13 protein-coding genes are annotated in these 20,695 nt (G+C 36.7%); 1 reads left to right on the top strand and 12 read right to left on the bottom strand.

From position 1 onward, the window contains the following. Positions 1 to 37: 37 nt before the first annotated feature. Positions 38 to 1,012 (bottom strand): FecR family protein, encoded by a 975-nt coding sequence (locus AC07N0_RS19720; RefSeq protein ID WP_494590641.1) that lies wholly within the window; start codon positions 1,010 to 1,012, stop codon positions 38 to 40. A 65-nt stretch (positions 1,013 to 1,077) separates the two neighbouring features. After that, a complete protein-coding gene (locus tag AC07N0_RS19715) occupies positions 1,078 to 1,707 on the bottom strand; it encodes an RNA polymerase sigma factor (protein ID WP_492804177.1) in 630 nt (209 codons plus the stop codon). 273 nt (positions 1,708 to 1,980) lie between these two features. On the opposite strand from AC07N0_RS19715, the gene AC07N0_RS19710 reads away from it, so the two are divergent. Continuing rightward, entirely contained in the window at positions 1,981 to 3,297 is a 1,317-nt protein-coding gene (locus AC07N0_RS19710) for an ATP-binding protein (RefSeq protein ID WP_494590640.1), read from the top strand. Positions 3,298 to 3,363: 66 nt separating this feature from the next. Here AC07N0_RS19710 and AC07N0_RS19705 read toward each other — a convergent pair whose 3' ends face one another. From AC07N0_RS19705 to AC07N0_RS19660, 10 genes are all read right to left on the bottom strand, one after another. Next, positions 3,364 to 5,304, bottom strand: coding sequence for a family 43 glycosylhydrolase (locus tag AC07N0_RS19705; RefSeq protein WP_494590639.1), 1,941 nt, complete (start codon positions 5,302 to 5,304; stop codon positions 3,364 to 3,366). A 315-nt stretch (positions 5,305 to 5,619) separates the two neighbouring features. Further along, positions 5,620 to 6,699 carry an endo-1,4-beta-xylanase gene (locus AC07N0_RS19700; RefSeq protein WP_492804218.1) on the bottom strand — a complete coding sequence of 360 codons (1,080 nt, stop codon included), beginning with the start codon at positions 6,697 to 6,699 and terminating at the stop codon, positions 5,620 to 5,622. Positions 6,700 to 6,807: 108 nt separating this feature from the next. Then, positions 6,808 to 7,818, bottom strand: coding sequence for a glycoside hydrolase family 43 protein (locus tag AC07N0_RS19695; protein ID WP_494590638.1), 1,011 nt, complete (start codon positions 7,816 to 7,818; stop codon positions 6,808 to 6,810). 152 nt (positions 7,819 to 7,970) lie between these two features. Further along, positions 7,971 to 8,846: a non-reducing end alpha-L-arabinofuranosidase family hydrolase gene (locus AC07N0_RS19690; RefSeq protein ID WP_494590637.1), complete on the bottom strand. Its 876-nt coding sequence runs from the start codon at positions 8,844 to 8,846 to the stop codon at positions 7,971 to 7,973. Between the two features lie 729 nt (positions 8,847 to 9,575). After that, on the bottom strand, positions 9,576 to 10,874 hold the full coding sequence (locus tag AC07N0_RS19685; protein WP_494590636.1) for a glycoside hydrolase: 1,299 nt from the start codon (positions 10,872 to 10,874) through the stop codon (positions 9,576 to 9,578). A 135-nt stretch (positions 10,875 to 11,009) separates the two neighbouring features. Then, a complete protein-coding gene (locus AC07N0_RS19680) occupies positions 11,010 to 12,554 on the bottom strand; it encodes a glucuronyl esterase domain-containing protein (RefSeq protein ID WP_494590635.1) in 1,545 nt (514 codons plus the stop codon). 25 nt (positions 12,555 to 12,579) lie between these two features. After that, positions 12,580 to 14,508, bottom strand: coding sequence for a sialate O-acetylesterase (locus tag AC07N0_RS19675; protein WP_494590634.1), 1,929 nt, complete (start codon positions 14,506 to 14,508; stop codon positions 12,580 to 12,582). A 67-nt stretch (positions 14,509 to 14,575) separates the two neighbouring features. Beyond that, positions 14,576 to 17,131 carry a glycosyl hydrolase 115 family protein gene (locus AC07N0_RS19670; protein ID WP_494590633.1) on the bottom strand — a complete coding sequence of 852 codons (2,556 nt, stop codon included), beginning with the start codon at positions 17,129 to 17,131 and terminating at the stop codon, positions 14,576 to 14,578. A 62-nt stretch (positions 17,132 to 17,193) separates the two neighbouring features. Next, on the bottom strand, positions 17,194 to 19,893 hold the full coding sequence (gene galB, locus AC07N0_RS19665) for a beta-galactosidase GalB (protein WP_494590632.1): 2,700 nt from the start codon (positions 19,891 to 19,893) through the stop codon (positions 17,194 to 17,196). A gap of 315 nt (positions 19,894 to 20,208) precedes the next feature. Beyond that, positions 20,209 to 20,695: RagB/SusD family nutrient uptake outer membrane protein (locus AC07N0_RS19660; RefSeq protein WP_494590631.1), on the bottom strand; the 487-nt coding region annotated here is incomplete at its 5' end.

The raw sequence follows: 20,695 nt of genomic DNA, 5'->3' as shown, positions 1-20,695 counted from the left end.
TATAATTTTTTTTTGATTTTTTTATCTTTTCTAAATGTTATCTAAAAAAATACCCTTTTTCTGTCTTTTCATATTCAGCATCAAGGATGGTTGCAAAGTTTTGAATAAATTCTTCTGATGACTTTATACTCAATTTCCCGCTCAATTTTTTATTTAAAATAATGGGGTTTTCAAATTGAATACTTATGCCATAATTATCTTCCAATATCTCCAATACTTCAGAAACTGATTTATCATTTAACACAATGATCGATTGTTTCCAATATTCATACTGCTCTGGTTGAACAATTTTTAGTTCTATTGCCTTTCTTCTATCTACTACCGTTGCCATATCGCCCGGCTTCATTACTACTGCTCGAATACTATCGACAGACAATTTTACTTTTCCTTCATGCAAAATAACTTTTGTCTTTTTACGACGCGTATTTACATTAAACTCTGTTCCTAATACTTCTATTTCAGCTTCCGTAGTATGTACAATAAACTTTGCTCCTTTCAGTTTGGCAATATCAAAATATGCCTCTCCATCCAACCACACTTCCCTGACTTGCAGTTCATCAAGATTTTCAGCAACTCTCAGCGACGAATGCGCATTGAGGGTAACTACTGAGCCATCCTCCAAAGATATTTTCTTGATTTGTCCAAAGGCTGTTTCATACATGGTTGGTTGATTATTTCTCCAATATATTCCAACAGATGTTATTACAAAAATTGCAGCGGCGGCTGACCAATAGCGAGGGTTCTTCCACCAATTTATTTTAACGACAGGCTTTTCAATATCACCCCAAATACGGTTTCTCAACCTTGTAAGGTCTTCTTGTTCTACTTCAACTTCTTGAAAATGAAGTGTTTTTATGTATTCTCTAGCAATCTGTATGTCTTTGGATTTACTTGGATTGGCGATTAAGAAAGTATTCCAAAACTGATTCAATTCGTCTGTAGGTGAAATTACCCAGCGAATAAAATCAGCATCTTCACAAAATTCTTGTACATCGAAAACAGAATAGTTCATTTCAATTATTGTTGTTTATTGTTAAACAGTGTATGTGTATATTTTTCCCGTTTTTATGCTCAAAATCAAGCAAATACTATAAAAATACTTGAGATAATAAACAGGAATAATAATAACCCTTCTCTCTTAAAACTTTCTTGTAGATATTTTCTTAATGTAGCCAAAGCCACATTAACACTATTATAAACACTTTTCATAGTTATATCCATCACTTCTGAAGCTTGCTGATAGGTCAGTCCTTTCATATAGACTAAATACAAAATTTCCTTCTGCCGTTTTGGAAGTTTATTTAATTCTGCAATTACAATTTCCCGCTGTCTTTCAACTACTTGTTCCTCAATCAATTGACTTTCATAAGGCTGAATCAAAAACTCAGCTCTATCAAATACATATTCCTCAGAATCTAATTTATTAAGTTTAGAGATGGTATCTGTCAGACGCCTTCTCAAAGCCCTATACAAATAGAACTGAATATTATCAGTTGGTCCTAGCCGACTTCTGTGGCTATGCAAATGCAGGAAAAGTTCGTGTAGGCAATCTTCAACGACTTGTTTATTCCTTACCAAATTGTAACCATATCGATACAAGTCAGCAGCAAACAGTTCGTAAAGACGAGAGAATGCTTCATCGCTCCCACCACGAAAACTATCCCACAAAGTAGCATGCTCAAGAGGCTTCAATTTATCTTTGCTCATTAAATTAACTGGAAAATATTACGAATTTAATTTAAAAAGAAACTAATCCAATATTTTTACTGAAATTCTATCAATTTGATTAAATCATTTCTACTTATTTCCTACGCTAAGCAACCGTTATTTCTATTTGAAATACAACTATTGTTTGTCAATTTCATAAAATACCAAACCCATTATAAAATATTTTAGATGCCTATAAATTACTTTTAAGTTGTTTTTATGCCTACTATTTTTCATTTTTATGGCAAATTTACGGATACTAAAATTTATAAAATGCATATAAAGAGAGAAATAGACAATGTTTTGCTTGATTGGAAGAATCAAAAAAATAGAAAACCCCTGATGCTTCGCGGAGCAAGGCAAGTGGGTAAGTCTACAGCCGTTCAGGAATTATCAAAACATTTTGAATATTACATTGAAATAAATTTTGAAGCTCAGATAGATATACAAACTTTTTTTAGTGGAAACCTTGACCCTAAAACCATTTGTGAAAATTTATCTTTATACTTCAATACGCCAATCATTCCTGATAAAACATTACTGTTCTTTGATGAAATTCAAGGGTGTGTTCCTGCGCTATCATCCCTTCGGTTTTTTTATGAAAAGATGCCTGAACTCCATTTAATCTCTGCGGGTTCTTTGTTAGAATTTGCCTTAGAAGAATTGCCTTCCTTTGGAGTGGGTCGGGTGCGTTCTATTTTTCTGTATCCCCTTTCTTTTGATGAATTTTTAGGGAGCTTAGGAGAGCAAAAACTCATTGATTTGAAAAAGCAAGCAAGCCCAACGAAGCCATTATCCTTACCTTTTCATCAAAAGTTAACAGAATATTTCAAAAAATTTCTTATTGTGGGAGGGATGCCAGAAGCCGTTGCATTATATGCTAATGGGAGTAGTTTATTAGAAGTACAGGCCGTTTTAGATGATTTAATTATTTCCATTAAAGCTGATTTTGCAAAATACAAGAAAAGAGTACCGCCCACGAGAATCTCAGAAGTCTTTGATGCTGTCATTCAACAAACAGGAGGCAAATTTATCTATACAAAAGCGGCTACTCAAACAAGTTTGGTGCAAATTAAAGAAGCTGTTCAATTATTAATGATGGCAGGTTTGGTGATACCTGTCACACATAGTTCTGCAAATGGTATTCCATTAGGGGCAGAAATAGATGAAAAAAAACGAAAGCTTATTTTTTTAGATACAGGGCTTTATCAAAGGGTTTTAGGACTAGATGCAGGGAAATTACTAGCACAAAACGATTTTGATGCGATTAATAAGGGAGCCATTGCTGAAATGTTTGTGGGTTTGGAATATTTAAAATATGGCAATCCTTTCCGACATGAAAACCTTTATTACTGGCACCGAGAAAGTGCTAATAGCAATGCAGAAATAGATTATGTGATTCAACAAGGAGAGCAGATAATACCGTTGGAGATAAAAGCCTCTAACAAAGGAGCGATGCAAAGTATGTTTATGTTTCTAAAAGAAAAAAAACGAGATTTAGGTATTCGTCTTTCTTTGGAAAATTTTGCTACATACCCGCCAATCGAGGTATATCCAATCTATGCTATTTCTACGATTAGAGTAGATTAAAATCAAAAAAGCAGTAAACTATATCCGTTTACTGCTTTAAAAACTAACTGTTATTTTTCGTAATTATTATTTGAATAGAAGGTTTTTTACATTTAATGCTTTACTATTGCCAGTTGGGAATTTCACAAACACATCGTGCTGTCCTGAAACGCCTTTTATTTTCTGGCTAATGTTTTTCCAGCTGTTGGCACCCGTTGGAGAAAAAGGAATAGTTGCTATCAATTTCCCCGTTTTTAAATCATCCAACCAAATTTCTATTTTACCTGTCACACTTGCAGAAATTTGTACTTGTACTTCTTTGGTTTTTTTGTCGCCCAATTCTACCCCAGACAGCATAAACCATCCACCTAAATCTGAATTATTCGTAACGACGTCTTCTGTACCAACCTTTAATTTTTCAACGCCATAGTAATTACTATAACCTACCGCAGGCAGTTCAGTAAAGCCATCTTTACACACGAAGAAATCAAAATCAGCAGGTTTTTTTTCAGTAAATAGCCCTACGCTTGTCCCTACCCATGAATTATAATTTGGTTGGGTTCTATCAAGGTTTTTCAAATTGAGACTCTCCCCTACCTGTTTCCAGTTTTTGCCATCTCCACTACAATACGCTACCAAGTTGTGTAGATTTCTTACAACTTTTAGCCATACGATATTCCCAAAGGTATTTGGAACAGACTGAGTGTGTTTTTCAAAACTAAAAAAGATTTTTTTGCCCTTTTCAAAACCACTATACAAGCGTACAGTCACTTTTTGATTACCACTACTCAGATAAAGTCCTGCTTTGGTTAGAGAATCGGTCGCGTTAAAATCTACTTTTGTAACGGCTGAATAATAGTGGTCTGTTTCCTTTTGAACAACACTAGTTCTGGTACTATCTGAAACAAGATGTAGCCAGCCTTTTCTGCTTGAAAGTGAATATTTATCTGCATATTTTTTGCTCAAAAAATGCCAGTCTAACGCAAGGGTTTCTTTATCAAAATAATCAGTCGCAACACTTCTCCAATGAATATCACCTTTAGGAAGATTGGGGCTTTCGATAGGAGAAGTAGTGGGAGCCATTCCCCAAGGACGGTCGCCTTCCCAAATAACAGGATAAAGTGATGTTTGACGACCCGTACCTGACCAATCATCACCATCATACTTTTCATAACTTTGTCCAATGGTCCACCAGCTTCCATCCGCCAATTGAATAGGGGCTGAAATATGGTTAGGACGACGGAAACCTACTTTGGGGTCAGTAATAGGTTTGAAAAACTCTCCTAATCGCTCCCATTTTGTTGAATCGCCTGTCAAAGCAGTACCTCTCATTACATATTGTCCACCTGATACATCCCCTGCAGGGAAGTAATAATAATAACCATTTCGCTTGCACATAACAGGTCCTTCTGCCCAACTATATTGTAATTTTGCATTTACCCAGTCCATATCAATCACTGATGATGTCAGTTGACCATCCTTGCCTAACTCTTGCAAACGGTTTGTTTTTTGTCCGTTCTTGATAACCATATAAGGTTTGCCATCATCATCTACAAAAATGGCATTGTCATATCCCAATGGACCTGTTTTCGGATTTGATTTTACCTGTACTGGCGTAGACCAAGGTCCTGCTGGAGAATCTGCCTTGCTAAACCATTGTCCGTTAGAAGAGAAATATATCCAATATGAGCCATAAAAATACGTGATAGCACCCTGCCAAATTCCTGCCGATGGATTATCTGATACAAAGCTACCTATAGTTGGCGGTACAACACGGCTGATAACTTTCCAATGTACCATATCTTTTGAGTGATAAATTGGTAAATAAGGAGTGAAATGAAAGCTTGAGCCACAGTGATAAAAATCATCCCCTACTTTTAACATCGTTGGGTCTGGATGGTCGCCTGGCAAAACAGGATTTACGTATGTTTTTACTTCATTGAAAAAATCTTGTGCAATTACAGATACTGAGCTAGTAAAGCATAATAAGCCTATTAATATAATGTATTGATTTATTTTATATTTCATATAAAGTTTTCTTTAGTGAATAATCAAGAGGATATTAGTTAAAATCGGTTCAGAAGTTATTTAATCGTTAATGTACCTGTATCAGGAAGATAGCCAATGGTAGGGTCAACTCTAAACCAGTCAATATCTACATAACCTCTCAATGACTGAGTAGCATGGTTAACCATCACTAATAGGTATCTCCTTTCATTTTTTGGGCAAAGCTTTTACTTACAAATACTATACAAAGAATAGCTAAGAAAAATAAAATTATTTTTCTCATTTCCTAGTTTATGACAACACTGGTAAATCTTATCGGCAACTTGTTTATCTATCTTATTTACCCTTTGTACTTATCACTGAGTAAAAAGCAGGCTTAGGTTGATAGTTACGGTCGAACAATAATGGATAGTTTGTTCTACCACGCACGGGCCATCCATTCAACCAACTTTGTCCATCATGCACTCCCCAAAAAGTTACTCTTGAAATCTTGTCTTTATGTTTCAAAAACAGGTTGAAAAGAGCTTCATAATCCATCGCTAATTGATTTTGAAGGCTATCGGGCAATCCATTTGCATAAGGATTTAATGATGGAGAATTTTGCATGCGTTGATTCACATCCGCTCCTTGAAAATCACGTTTCAGTACCTCAATATCCAGTTCTGTAAAAGCTACTTTAACACCCAATGCAGCATATTGCAAAATACTTTCTTCAATCTGTTTCAGCGGTATTTTACCCAAATGCCAGTGTCCTTGTATGCCTACTCCATCAATTTTCACACCTGCTGCTTGGATTTTTTTAATCAATGCAATACATCCCGCTCTTTTGGCAGGTTGCTCGTTATTATAATCGTTGTAATAAAGTTCTGACTTTGGTGAGGCAAGCTGTGCTAGTCTAAAAGCTTCTGTAACAAAGTTTTCTCCAAGCTTATTCAAAAAAATAGATCTGCGCATTGTTCCATCTTCATTGAGTGCTTCATTGACAACATCCCATGTTTTTACTTTCCCGTCATATCTTTTAGCAACTGTTGTAATATGATTCTCAAAGAAAGTCTTCACAGAATCAGCATCTTTTATCTGACGAACAAAATTTGGTAGTTGGCTATGCCAAATTAACGCATGAGCATTGACTTCAAGATTTAAGTTCTTGCAGTAGGCAATTAACTTATCGGCAGGCTCAAAGTTGTATACATCCCATTTTGGATGTATAATCTGAGCCTTCATAATGTTTTCGGGCGTTGCTGTATTAAATTGCTGAGCAATTAAGCTTGTCGCCTGTGGGTCTTTATCGTCTATTTGATAAATACTTAAGGCGGTGCCAATCACAAAATCTTTTTTAAACACCTTTTTCAGGGAAGGTATTTCTTTAACAGATTTCGTATGTTTTATCGGAGGTTTTGCCGATACTTCTACCATGCCACACAGTAAAAGTGCTAATAATGTTTTGCTATTTATCATTGGATAATGTCTATTTATATAATTTATTGAACTATCTAGTAATCAAACAAATAATACGTTTTTTTGCTATTTATAAGCAGTAATCGTTTGTATAGTTCCATCTGGATTATAGTGCAATTCAGTCACTTTTACATTGCGTAAATGTGTTTTTCCAGAAAGCTGAATATCATGATAAAACAAGTACCATTTTCCTTTGAACTCAACAATTGAGTGGTGGCTTGTCCAACCGTCAACAGGATTTAATATTACGCCTTTGTAGGTAAAAGGACCATAAGGAGTATCGCCAACGGCATAACAAAGATTATGAGTATCACCTGTTGAGTACGAGAAGTAATATTTGCCTTTGTATTTGTGCATCCATGAAGCTTCAAAGAAGCGTTTGTCATTATTATCTTCTAAAAACAGTTTCCCATTTTCATCCAAAATTTTTATTTCTGTTACTTCACCAGCAAATTGCTTCATATCAGCCGTCAACTTTGCCATTCTTGGCAAACGAGCAACTTCGCCTTTCTTTGGATTATCTGTTACTCCTAAGTACGTATTTTTGTCATAACGTTGTAACTGACCGCCCCAAATGCCCCCAAAATACATATAAAAGCTACCGTCAGTATCTTTAAAAACGCAAGGGTCTATGCTATAACTACCTTTGATGGGTTCTTTTTCTGCTTTAAATGGCCCTACTGGACTTTTACTAGTTGCTACGCCCATTCGGAATACGTCTTTTTTATCTTTCACGGGAAAGTACAAATAATATGTGCCGTTTTTGAAGGCTGCATCAGGGGCCCAAAGCTGGCGACCCGCCCAAGGAATATCTTTAATAGAAAGCCCTACACCATTATCTGTCACTTTCCCTCCAATTTTATCCATCGATAAAATGTGAAAGTCTTTCATATCAAAATGTCCTCCTTCATCGTCTTGAGGTACACCAGATTCAATGTCATGCGAAGGATAAACATAGATTTTTCCATTGAAAACATGTGCAGAAGGGTCTGCTGTATAGATGTCCTTTATTAAGGGTTGTGAAATTGGTTGCTTTTTTGAATCTTGCGCTACTACCGATAATGTGATCATTGTCATTGAAACAATCATCAAAAAAATAGACTTGTTTTTCATTGCTTAAAATTAGTTTTGGTCATTTTTGCGACCTACTTGTTTAATATTTACTACAAAAATCATTTGTACACTATTTAATTATCATCATAAACTAATACATCCCTCTATAATGAAGGTTAATAGTTTTTCATGATGCCTAAATCATAGGGAATTATTCCATAGTCAGCATAATTGCCATTTACTACGCCCTGAAATATTACTTGACAATGATTGATATCTTCTATTTCACACATTTCATCTACACCTGAACGTAAAATCTCACCATGTGATACTTGGTCTGTCCAATGCTCATTCGTTTCAATTAAATTAGCGTAATCAGCCCACTTTTCATTGAGTTTTGTCCAAGTGCCATCAAGACTTGATGCTTGCCATATTTCAAAATAGCGTCTTATATCTTCTACCATCATATAGTATTTTCCATCTGCCTTATTTTTATATACATGGGGTGCTTCAAAAGTATCTGTAGCAACTACCACAGGGTTAGACCATTTATAAGGGAAATCTGTAATCAGCGTACTTCGTTTTTTAATGGTAAAAGAGCCATCCTGAGCTGAATAAAAACAATGTATTTTCGTGCCATCTGAGATACACCAGAAATCAATTCCATCGGTAAAACCCATGGCTTTGCCCCCTGACCAACCTTGAGGGTTATTGATATCTGTATTGGTTGAAAAAGTTGCTCCTAAACCACTTTGGTAGATTAAATACCAAGTTTTTTTTGATTTAAGTTGAAAAACCTGTGGCGCACAAAAATAAGATCCTCCATTTAAGGAAGTCATATAATTTCTATCGGCTTTTTTCAAGTCTGTTAGTTCTTTGCCAGCAATATAACCCATGCGCCATTTAGTAGCGTCTCTTCCTGTATAGAATACATGCCATTTTCCGTCAACATTTACAATGGTTGGGTCTTTTACCGAGACGTCGTCAAAAGTTCCAGTAATGCCTTCCAAGAAAATCCTATCTCCAGTTCTCCAAATAGGATTTGATTTCATCGTATAAGGAGGGCTTATTATCGTAGGGGCTACTTCTGTTTTTTTACAACACACAAGCGTTGAAAAAACAAATAACCATAGAACTGTTTTAAGACTGTATTTATTCACTACGCTTATCATTTAAGATTGGATATTTAATTGTTTTGGATATTTAAGTTGATAACCGAAGTCAATAGATTGTCTCCAAATTTTAGACATCGCAAAGTAAAATAATAAGTAAAAAAACATGTAGCACAAATTAATATATCTGTATTCCAAATGTTCAAAGGAAAATATAAAATGATAAAATCAAGTCTTTTTTGTAATAAAATAAGTTTTTAAAAATGATAAATGAAGAATTAATAATAAATAAGCCATAAAGTAATGAGCTTTATGGCTTGGGTAATTGTCTGTATTATCTAATTATTCAATTAGTTTTTTAATTACTAAAATGCATATTTTTGAGATTGAATATTGTGTGTTAGTGATAATATTTTTCGACTGTATGCTGATAAAAATTCGTCACCCTATAAAATTATTTCTAGTTCATATCATTTGAAAAATCTGAAAATTTCAAATGATATAAAATAGAAATGCCGAGACCCTACTATTAGTTTTTTGTGATTGATTTTTATATTTATCCTATATTAAATACTATAAAAATAGACAATATTACTAACCATTAACAATATACGTAACCTAGCTGTTTTGTTATTTTGATTAGCCTTTTACATTTTAAATAACGCTATCCTAATTATTGATTACTATTGTAGTTATACTACTTGGAGCTACGTCTAATTCAACAATACTGCTTGTAACGGTCAAATTTCGCTTTGTTAAATTTTCTTTTTCATTAGTAGTATAAGCAATCGCAGTAGTAGCAGATAATCCATTTAGCTGAACGTTTTTAACTGAAAAACTTTCAGGGTTTAGTATTACCACAACCGTCTGTGTCCCTTTTTTATAGGCTGTTATTTTTAAATAAGTATTCGTACTGAAATCAGTACCAATGCGAACAAACCCTGGGCGAACAAATTTTGAGAAATGCGAAAAGCCATATCCACGCTTAAGTACCTCTCCATTGGTAGTACCTTCTTCTCCATCTCCAATAAATGAATAATAGCGTTGTAAATACCACCAAATATAGGCATTCCAATTATTCGTCATTGCGTCATGCACAGAAGTAAGCATTTTCATGCTTTCAGCCCATTTGGCAGCTTCTGAATAGGTATTCCATTTAGCAGCGCCAGTATTTCCTGTATCCAGATTCAGTAAAAATTCTGTCATCCAGATTTCTTTTTTCTTTTGCTCTGCCAAAGGAAACTTCGCTAAACCACCACCATAAAGGTGACCCGCCACGATGTCAAATTTTTGAGAAGCCTCTTCATTTGATAACAAAGCATTGGTCATGTTCTGGTTGAAATTCAAAGATTCTGGTGCGGCAACTTTAGCTCCAACAATCTCACCTGGTGCCTTCAAGAAATTAATCATGTCGTCGGCAGTCCAATCACATGATTCATAAGTAGCTTTCCAATCAGGTTCATTTTGAATAGAAACCACATCTACAGGAGCGCCGTTTTGAGTCATAAAAACGACAAATTCATTGATATAATCTTTAAATGCTTTGTAGTTTTCAGGTAATAGCCGCCCTCCTATATCGCTTTTATTACTCTTGAGTGCAGCGGGAGGCGACCAAGGACAAGCCAATACTTTTGCTCCATATTTTTTTGCCTCTTTTACAGCTTCCACAATAATAGGCCATTCATTTTTATTAGAAGATAATCTTACCCTGAAAATGCTAAGCCCCAATTGGTTTTCATCCATCCCAAATGCTTTTGTGGCTTCCGTAGGTTTCAACGATTGCGTCCCCCACATTCTGTTTGCTGCACCAAACCCTGTGATTGTCTGATAGGTTGTCTGAGGATTTATATTAATTTTAAAGGGTGTGGGCTTAACCACTACAGGATTGGCATCAACAGCTTTTTCACAAGAGGAACAGCTAACTATTAACGTGAATAAATAGAAAAAAGATTTGAACAAATTTTGCATAGTTATAGTAGGTTTATTTAATATACGACAATAAAGATTCTCACCAAGCCGTCTGAAATCAGCTTGATAATTCTTAAACGCCAAAGAATAATATAACCACTATTCATAAAAAATAGTGGTTACGATTGGGATATATTATTTAGTAACTCGTTCGTATTTTAACAGTTTACTTGCCCAAGGAATAAAAAACTGAAAGTTAGGAGCATCCGTATGACCGCCATTGTGTTGGCGCCAAGCTAATTCACCGTCGAGTAAGCCAGAAAGTACTGGAGGCATATTTTCAGTATTGTAATCATTACTTACCCCTAAATCCCTTGCCCCTAACAACTTAAATACTGTTCCCGCCGCTATGGTAGCTTTATAACTCCCAACTTGGTCGAGCCATTTAGCATCTCCTTTTTCTGGGATACCATAACTCACAAAAGTAGGACGTGGTGCACAAAGTGCCAGAAGCTCGTGCGAATCTACAGGAATATCACAACCTGTTTTACTCCCAAAAGAAGATTCAGCCGTAGCATATTTCAAGTAATTACCAGCCAACCAATGATATCCTCCTGAATTAGCCAGACTTTCAACTGCTTCACCAAAAACTCGTCTTTGTAGTGTTACACCTCCTTTACCCGATGAGCCAATTAATCCTAAGCCGAAACGTTGGTCAAAAGCCATTGCTACTAAAGCTGCTTTCCCATATCTTGAAACACCTTCGATTCCTACTTGTTTGGCATTGACCAAAGGTTCTGTTTCGAGGTAGTCTAGAGCTCTGGATGCACCCCAACCCCATGCTCTTAACGCTCCCCAATCCTCTGGCTTTCTTGGTTGTCCTTTATTTACTAAACCAATAATTCCGCGGGTTAGTCCTGCGCCATTATCAGCTTGTATACTACCCGTTTCTAATGTACAATATCCCCAACCAGCCGCTAATAATTGCTCGGTAGGTGGAGAATCACCCGTGACTGGCGGTGCAAAGAAGCTAGCTGCGGGCAATCTAGTAATAGGCGAATAAGCAGGATATTTATCAAAAATCTGCTTTAAATCTGGGTTGGCCTTTATCATCATTTCCTTAAAAGCCAGATTTATTTTCTCCATATCGCTCGGGATAGGCTGAGCGGGTGCTGGTAAAGTAGGAAAACCAAACATGATAAGTACTGGCACTGGTCCTTTTACATTAGTCGGTAACACCACTACCATATTGATATTTACATCAATCAAAGGATAGTCGGTATTATCTACATGACCAATCAGGTGTTTAGCTACTACGGGAACACGTCCTACAAATTCGTTATCAGTAACTTTTACTGTCCAAGTTACTTTTGGCACATTCTTAGGGATTCGCCCATACATTTCTTTTTCAAAGTCTTCAGCTATTTCTGGGCGACGTTGATTCCACCATTCTGTGGGAGTAGTTATTTTTTTGCCATTTTTGGCAGTAAGAATATCTGGTAACAAAGGGCAAGGGTTGGCCAACTGCTCATCGTAATTAGCATGATTTGGGTCAGCCTCGCTAGCACTTGGCCCTGGTCTTAGTTTTTTAATACCCAATTGCTGCATCATATTAGCTTGGTCTTGCTGTGCAGTAAATGTGGTAAGGGGCGGGTATTTGTTACTATCAATGATAGTCTGTTGCGATAAGCCTAAATAGCTTAGGCTCATAGCTCCAATAAATATTAAGTATTTTTTCATAGTATAGGAATGTTAAACGTAATGATTATTTATCGGTTCTGAATGGAGAGGCTGGCAGACCTTCTTTGTTATATAAATTAGGATTCACAGGATTATCAGCCCATGCGTATCGTACATATAATGGCTTTGTTACTTCGTCACTCCACACAATTACTTTATCTCCTTCAATTGTTGCTTTTGCCCAAACAAATTTTTTATCTTCCCCTGCAATGGCAAAATCTCCCAGTTGTTCGCCATCATTGGTTGTTAAGCCCGTTCCTATATTCGTAAAGCTGATAACAATTTTATTGCCTTCTATTACAGCAGACTCAAACAAAGGCCCTGAGCTAACTAAATTTTCATGATAGCCCAATTTCATGGCTGTTAGAGATAAGCGTTCGCCTACATCTTTTTTATTATCTGGATGAATATCATTCCATTCGCCAAGGTCAATGGCAACGGTCATCGCAGTATTAGGAATTGATAATGCTTTTAGCTGAGACTCCCTCAATAAAGCCCAACTACTTTCTGTAGGCAAATAGCTATATTCCATAAAATTAGGCAGTTGCACATACAAAAATGGTAGGGAATCCTGCATCCATTTAGTACGCCAGTCGTGAATTAAGGCAGGCAATAACTTTTGGTATGCTTGTGGCTGACCCGCATTGCTTTCTCCTTGATACCAACAAAAACCTTTGATAGCATAATTGATAGTTGGCGCAACCATGGCATTAAACAAAGCCGTTGGTTGATTTTGAGCATTGATTCCACCGCCCCAATTACCGCCAGTAGCAGGTTTATAGACTAATCCCACCTTGTATTGCCAATTACCTTTGATATCAACGGTATCTGACCCTGAAAAAATACAATATGGTTTGTCTGGTACAAATCCTCCTTTGCCAGCCGTATTGGTTACACGGATTACAAAAAGATTTTTGCCTGATTTTAATACATCTTTAGAGACTTTATACCTACGTTGTGGATAGAGATAGGAAGTACTGCCTATCCTCTTACCATTAATATACAGCTCGTCGGCATCTACGATTCTGCCTAAAAATACTTGCGCTTGCTTGCCTGTCATAGTAGCAGGAATATCTATTTCTCTTCTATACCATACTACGCCATTAAGGTCTTTTAATCCTTGGTCTTCCCAATATCCAGGAATGTTGATATTTCGCCAATGCTTAGGTGTATAAGTAGGTTCATACCATTTTGAAGAGCCTGATAGCCCTTCGTCCACTACTTGTATTGGTTTATTGATGCTTACAGTTGGTCTTCGGTTCAAACTGTTGACATAGGAAGTATCCTTATTTTTCTCAATAATCCCTTTGATAGCCCCAAAATCTTTAAAGCCTTCTTCACTCATCCATGCTTCTATAGGTGTACCACCTACACTAGCATTGATAATTCCCACGGGCACTTTATATTTTTCATGTATTTTCTTAGCAAAAAAATAGGCAACTCCTGAAAAGGGTCTTACATCTTCACCAACTGCGGATTTCCATTGACCATCTGGAAGGTCATGTTGAGCGCCTTGAAGATTAGTAAGAGTAGGTATCCAAAACTGTCTGATTTGTGGATAGTTGGCTTCAGCAATCTCTTTTGCATAGGTTACATCATGGATATTCAACTGATGAACCATATTACTTTGTCCGCTACAAAACCACACATCTCCAATAAGAATATCTTGTATTTGGATTTGTGTCTGTCCTACAATATCCATCGTAAATGGCCCTCCAGCCTCCATGGCAGGTAAAACAATTTGCCAATTTCCCTTAGTATCAGTGGTAGCTTTGTAATTTTTGTTTTTAAACTTTACGGTAATTTTCTCGTTAGGAGATGCCCATCCCCATATTTTCAGGTTGGTATTTCTTTGAAGTATCATTCCGTTGCTAATTAATTTCGGCAATCGGAGTTGTGCCTGAGCTACCAAGCTCATCACAGCCATTAAACAAAAGAGAATTGTTTTTTTCATAATAAAATTTCGATGCTAGTGTCTAGCATAAAAGGTTCTCAAACTTTTAAATCAGAGAATCTGTAGGTTATTTTTTAGTGTTATTATTTAATGTTTCTTCAGGGCCAAGGTAACTTTGTGCTATACCTCCAAAATCAGCCACTAACTTTTGTAATACTACCCCTGGCGTTACCAACCAGAATTTCAAGGTATGCTTTCCTGCACTAGCGATATTATGCTTACTGGTTTTAATAATAATATTTTCTGATACCCATTTATTCCATATTCCCTTATCACTTGTTTTATCTTCTTTGTTTAAACTAATGATTTGAGGAACCTCGTCATCTACAGAAACTGCGTATTGTAACCCATTCTCATCTCCATTAAAATTTAGACTAGGAGAAAAATAGGCATCTATCGCAAAATCTCCCTTGCTATAAGTATAGATTTCGTATTCCAAACGAGGGGCATTGCCTTCTGGCTTTTGTTCTTTCCCAACCACTGGGAAAGCAGTAATAGCCGACCCTGTTCTGCCGTGGTCAGGAAGAATCGTCCATTTTATGCCATTTGTATTGATTGTTTTTGAATAATGATTAGCATCAATAGACACCCCTCTTTGCTCATCTTGGTAAAAAACATTGCCTTTCAGTCCTGTAGGAATCTGGGCTTTTTTTACGGTTTTAACCCCCAAGTCCTTTTGTTCTGCCACTGAATCCGCTAATACATACTTCACTGTTGGTATTTTCTGTTTAACTGGTTGTTGCCAGTATGTATATCCAATGTGCGTCTGACTCATCATGTGGTTCCACTTACCATTATTCAATTGATGGTATGCTAGCGTAATTAATGAATCATTTGCATACAGTTGCTTTACTTTATCAGCATAAGTATTCGCTATGTTCCATTTGTTGCTAGCTGCTCTTTTGTTCAATGCCACATTATAATACATTTCATTGAGATTGGCACAAGCTTTTATAGGGTGCAATACTAGTTGAAAATAAGCATCATGATATTCAGAAGGCAATTGTTTGTTGATGGTTTCAGCTTTTTTTAGCAAGTCATTATATTCCGTTACAACCTTTTTCCACTCATTATTATTCAGACTATACGTATCAGCATCAAGTAGCTCTGGCTTTCTTCTGCTGTTATACTTGGCATATTGATTCATTAAATAGGCAATTTCTTGCGCTTGTTTTTTTCCAAATTGTGCTTCAGCCCATGTTGAACTATACTTTTGTAGGTCGTTCGCATTAATCTTTTCTGGATTCCACGCATAATCTAAAAAGAACGAAATCGGAAATTCCATAGGTTTTATATCTCCCACATTTACAATCCATATATCCTTTACGTTATGTTCCCAAGCTAAGTGCATCTGTTCCCAAATACGTGGAAGTGGGTTAGTATTCAACCATTTATAATTTCGAGGACCACCTACATAATCAAAATGATAATAAATACCATAGCCTCCTTTTCTAGATTTATCTGCTAATTTTGGTAGTCTACGTATATTACCCCAGTTATCATCACAAAGTAAAAGGGTTACGTCGTCTGGGACGCTCATGCCTTTTTCATAATACTCTTGAACTTCTTTGTATAATGCCCATAGTTGTGGGGTTTCGCTAGCGGGCTTGCCAGTTTCTTCGCTGATGATATTCCTTTGGTCTTTCACTATCCGTTCCAACAAGGCTGTAGCAGTTTCACGAGACATTGGCTCATCGCCATCACCTCTCATGCCGATACTTACTATTTTCTCATTTGATGCCCTTTGTATTCCTTCTCGCCAAAACTGCTGTAGCTTATCTTTATTGGTTTCATAGTTCCAAGCTCCCTTTCCAACTCTTCGCCATTCGTCATGCGCACGCATCAATGGTTCATGATGTGAAGTACCAATAACAATCCCATATTGATCCGCCATTTTTATATTCAGTGAATCATCGGCATAAAAGGCATTGCCCCACATGGCTGGCCATAAGTAGTTTGCTTTTGAACGAAGTAACAATTCAAATACTTTTTCATAAAATGCATGATTAAAGCCTCCAAATTTTTCTTTAGTCCAGCTTGATAAAGCAGGAGCTTCGTCGTTGATAAAAATACCTCTGTATTTTACCTTTGGAGCATCAATAATCCTGATACCTGTTTTGATATAAACATCTTTTTGTTTTTTGACAGGTACGTCTGCCCACCAATACCAAGGCGAAACGCCTATTTGTTTAGATAGTTCAAATACGCCATAAGCCACTCCACGGCGGTCGTTTCCTGCAATAACAAGCATATTGGTCCCTAATGCTGGATGATTGACTGACTGTATTAGTGACGCTTCCCATTGGTTTTTAAGCGCATTAGCGTCTATTTTCCTCTGTAAAATCAGTTCCTTGATAAATGATGATTGCTGTATCGTACCGATTACAATGACATTTTTCTGCATTTTATCAACCGTATTAATAATAGGAATTTTTTTGCCTATTACTAATGCGATGTCTTGTTGCAAAAGTTCTGCTGATTTTTTTACAAGCGCTACTTCAGCATTATCAACATAGATGGCTGCTGTAGAAATGGCAAAAGAAGATTTATCAACAGTAATACTTTGAGATAGTCCTGATATGGAAACAAGGAAAAATAAGGCAATGAATAATTTTATTTTCATTTATCTTTTTGAAATAATTAAATAGAGATTGATTTGTAATTAATAGTAAGACATTCAGATAATTATGGCATTTTTATGATTATTTGTGCACTGGTTAATCCTTCTGATTTAGCAGTAATAATCATTTCACCCGATTGATTTGGTTTTGCTCGAACAATCACTAATGCTAAACCGCTGAATACTTTCCGCTTTGGGGAATTAAACGAAACTAAATCAGCTGGGTCTCCGTTGTCTGTAGCCACTAACTCGCCTGAGCCAGCAACTTCAAACTCAACCAGATTATCAGCATTAGGAATGGGTAAACCGTTCTCATCTAATACACGAAGGGTTATAAATGAAAGGTCTTTTCCGTCCGCCTTTATGATATTCCTATCTGCCACAAGGGCTAGTTTTGATGCCTTTCCTGTGGTTTTTACTGTATCGGTTGCCCACAATTGCCCCTTTTTATAAGTTACTACACGAAGTTCACCAGGTTGATATGCAACACTATCCCAGCGGAAACGATATTCCAATGTTCCTTTCTTTTTTCTACCTAATGATTGATTGTTTAAAAACAATTCTGCTTCATCAGCCGCAGAAAATACATGCACAGGCGTAATTTGTCCTATCCTATTCGGCCAGTTCCAATGGGGTAAGATATGCGCCATTTTGTAATCTGGTCGCCAACGCGATTGATATAAGTAAAAACGGTCTTTCTTGAAACCTGCCAAATCTATAATACCTGAATAAGAGCTTCTGGCAGAATAATAGGGCGTTGGCTCTCCGATATAATCCCAACCCGACCATACAAATTCACCTGCTACATAGGGGTGTTGGTCTTGTGAAGAGAATACCTTATCGGGCGATGCCCCAAATGCTGCGGTATAAAGTTCATAGGCACTTACTTGCTGTAATTTCCCGTTTCCTCCTACTCCTTCACTCACGGGAGCACTGTTACCTTCGAATACAGGAAACAGATAAGTTCCTCGGGTGCTAAGGGCAGAGGAAGTCTCACTACTAACAATTAACTTATTAGGAAATTGTTTTTGAAAGGCTGGATAAAGCGGTGAGGTTCTAATTCCTTTGAGGTGTTGATAGGCCAAGCCATCACGGATACCTTCTCCTTGATAGTTCAGACTAAGTATATCCATTTCTTTAGGGAATGGCATATCTGGTTTCGCATAATTCATTGACGCCGTAATGGGTCTTGAAAAATCTTCATCCTTTGCTATATCATATAATTTTTTGCCAATTTTAGCACCCTCTTCTCCCGTATACTGCTCTCCTACTTCGTTGCCTACACTCCAAGCAATGATAGAAGGGTGGTTTTTATCTCTTCTAATAAAAGCTCGTGTATCAGGCTCAAACCAATCTGGAAAAATCAAGTGGAAATCCAAGGGTGTTTTTTTTCGTTCCCATCCATCAAATATTTCGTCAATAACCAAGAAACCCATGCTGTCTGTCAAATCTAACAACTCAACAGCAGGCGGATTATGGGATAAACGAATAGCATTACAACCAAGCTCACGCAATATTTCGAGTTGCCTTTCTGCGGCTCTAGTATTGAAGGCTGCACCCAAAGCCCCTAAATCATGGTGTTGATTTACACCCTGTATGCGCACTGGAATATTATTCACTAACAGACCTTTAATGGGGTCAAAATTCAGTGAACGTATACCAAACTGCGTTTTATATTCATCAATAACTTTTCCATTCGTATATAAACGAGTAATAGCGATGTATAAATTGGGTTTTTGAGCAGGTACTGGCCCCCAAAGTCTAGGTTTTTGTATGGTGACTGAGCCTTCTATTTTCTGATTACTTTCAGCCCCTACTTGTGCGACAGATTTAGTAAATGTTGCAATTTTAGCAGGAAGTCTTTTGAGCGTACTATCTAGCGCATATATATCTGTAACCACCTCGACACGCTGAGTGGATTTTAATTGATTATCAATTTGTACTACCATATTTACCGTAGCGGATGCTACAGAAACATCTTTGGTGGTAACAAAAGTACCCCATTGTGCTACATGAACTGGCTTTACCTTGGTTAGCCATATATTCCGATAAATGCCCCCTCCTGGATACCAACGGGCAGAATTGGTAGGATTATCTAATCGTATCGCTATCTGATTATCTTGCCCCATTTTTATATAAGGTGTTAAATCTAGTCGGAAAGAATTATACCCATAAGGCCAACCACCCACCAAATTTCCATTAAGCCAAACCATAGCGTATGACATTGCCCCATCGATATCTAGGTATATCATTTTACCTTTATCTACTACAGGAATATTAATTTTTTTACGATACCATGCTACTCCTTGAACAGGTAGTCGCCCCATTCCACCGCCGACTATTGCATTGTCTTCTGTATAAAAAGGACCCTTGATAGCCCAGTCGTGAGGTACATCAATTTTTTCCCATTGCTTATCATCAAAGGTTGTTTGTACAAAAGGAAAATCCTTACCAGGATTACCATCAGGTCTTTTATGATGTTTACTTGGGTCTTTGATAAACGCATTTCCAGTGGGCAAAATCCACTTTTTTAAGACATCATCTGAGGCTTTTACACTTTGCGATTCGGTTGGTTTAGCATCTGCTACGATATTATCATTACGGTCTGTCACCTCGGGGCGAAGATCATAAACAAGTTTATCAGGATTTGAGGTATAGCGCATAAAACGCCAGTCGTTATTAATATTTATTCGCTCACGATTAGGAGCTTCTTGACGAACGCTCTGTGTAGTATTGGCAAAAGACTTTAAAATAGCAATATTCATCAAAATGAAGATGAATACTGTTGTCACCAATAGATGAATATATGATACTCGCCGAGCAGGCATTATACAGTTGTAAAATTGCATGGATTCTATGTTTATCAATCTTTGTTAGATATTCCCAAAATCAATCAATTAAGATGGACGGGCTTCTATTTTAGTAGGTTTAAATATACGCTGATAAGCTATTTTATTGTTATTATTCAAAGTATAAATTTTGAATGCAATCAAATAGGTTAGGGAGAGAAGTGTTCATCTCTCCCTAACCTATTTTGTCAAGTTATCAATAAATTATTGACAATCAATCTTCCATAAAAATTAATTATACCCTGGGTTTTGTTCAAGTACGGCACTTCTATTTCTTTCTATTTCGCTTTGTGGAATGGCCCAAAGATTGAAATTAGGTTTCATATTTACGCCATAAAACGTATTATATTTGGTTACTCTTTCATATAGTTTACCCATACGCATTAAAGTAAGCATACGCTTTTCTTCTACACCAAGCTCACGCAATCTTTCATCAAGAATATAGTCTAGCGTTACATTGCTTGCCAACACAGGAGATGCTTTCGCTCTTGAACGTACCACATTAATATCTGTAGCTGCGGCTGCCTGATTGCCTAAGCCAAGATTAGCTTCTGCTCTAAGCAAATATGTTTCAGCAAGTCTAAACATATACTGGTCTGTATAAGTACCTCCAGCTGATGCTTTCAACTCATATTTCTTGATTGGGTCTGATGAACCTGGATTCACATATAAGCCCGCAGGGTGATTAAACGGGGTTGTTGCTTTTGACTGATAAGCA

The sequence above is a fragment of the Arcicella sp. GW821-FHT09D11 genome (assembly GCF_059416265.1).
Note: the sequence above shows the minus strand (reverse complement) of the source record. Positions and strands in the feature narration are given on the sequence as shown.

Bases quoted from the DNA above. Each gene is read 5' to 3' on its own strand.
- AC07N0_RS19705 (WP_494590639.1), bottom strand. From the start codon at position 5,304: ATGAAATATAAAATAAATCAATACATTATATTAATAGGCTTATTATGC.
- AC07N0_RS19715 (WP_492804177.1), bottom strand. From the start codon at position 1,707: ATGAGCAAAGATAAATTGAAGCCTCTTGAGCATGCTACTTTGTGGGAT.
- AC07N0_RS19720 (WP_494590641.1), bottom strand. From the start codon at position 1,012: ATGAACTATTCTGTTTTCGATGTACAAGAATTTTGTGAAGATGCTGAT.
- AC07N0_RS19690 (WP_494590637.1), bottom strand. From the start codon at position 8,846: ATGAAATCAAATCCTATTTGGAGAACTGGAGATAGGATTTTCTTGGAA.
- AC07N0_RS19710 (WP_494590640.1), top strand. From the start codon at position 1,981: ATGCATATAAAGAGAGAAATAGACAATGTTTTGCTTGATTGGAAGAAT.
- AC07N0_RS19700 (WP_492804218.1), bottom strand. From the start codon at position 6,699: ATGGTAGAAGTATCGGCAAAACCTCCGATAAAACATACGAAATCTGTT.
- galB (WP_494590632.1), bottom strand. From the start codon at position 19,893: ATGAATATTGCTATTTTAAAGTCTTTTGCCAATACTACACAGAGCGTT.
- AC07N0_RS19695 (WP_494590638.1), bottom strand. From the start codon at position 7,818: ATGACAATGATCACATTATCGGTAGTAGCGCAAGATTCAAAAAAGCAA.
- AC07N0_RS19685 (WP_494590636.1), bottom strand. From the start codon at position 10,874: ATGCAAAATTTGTTCAAATCTTTTTTCTATTTATTCACGTTAATAGTT.
- AC07N0_RS19670 (WP_494590633.1), bottom strand. From the start codon at position 17,131: ATGAAAATAAAATTATTCATTGCCTTATTTTTCCTTGTTTCCATATCA.
- AC07N0_RS19680 (WP_494590635.1), bottom strand. From the start codon at position 12,554: ATGAAAAAATACTTAATATTTATTGGAGCTATGAGCCTAAGCTATTTA.
- AC07N0_RS19675 (WP_494590634.1), bottom strand. From the start codon at position 14,508: ATGAAAAAAACAATTCTCTTTTGTTTAATGGCTGTGATGAGCTTGGTA.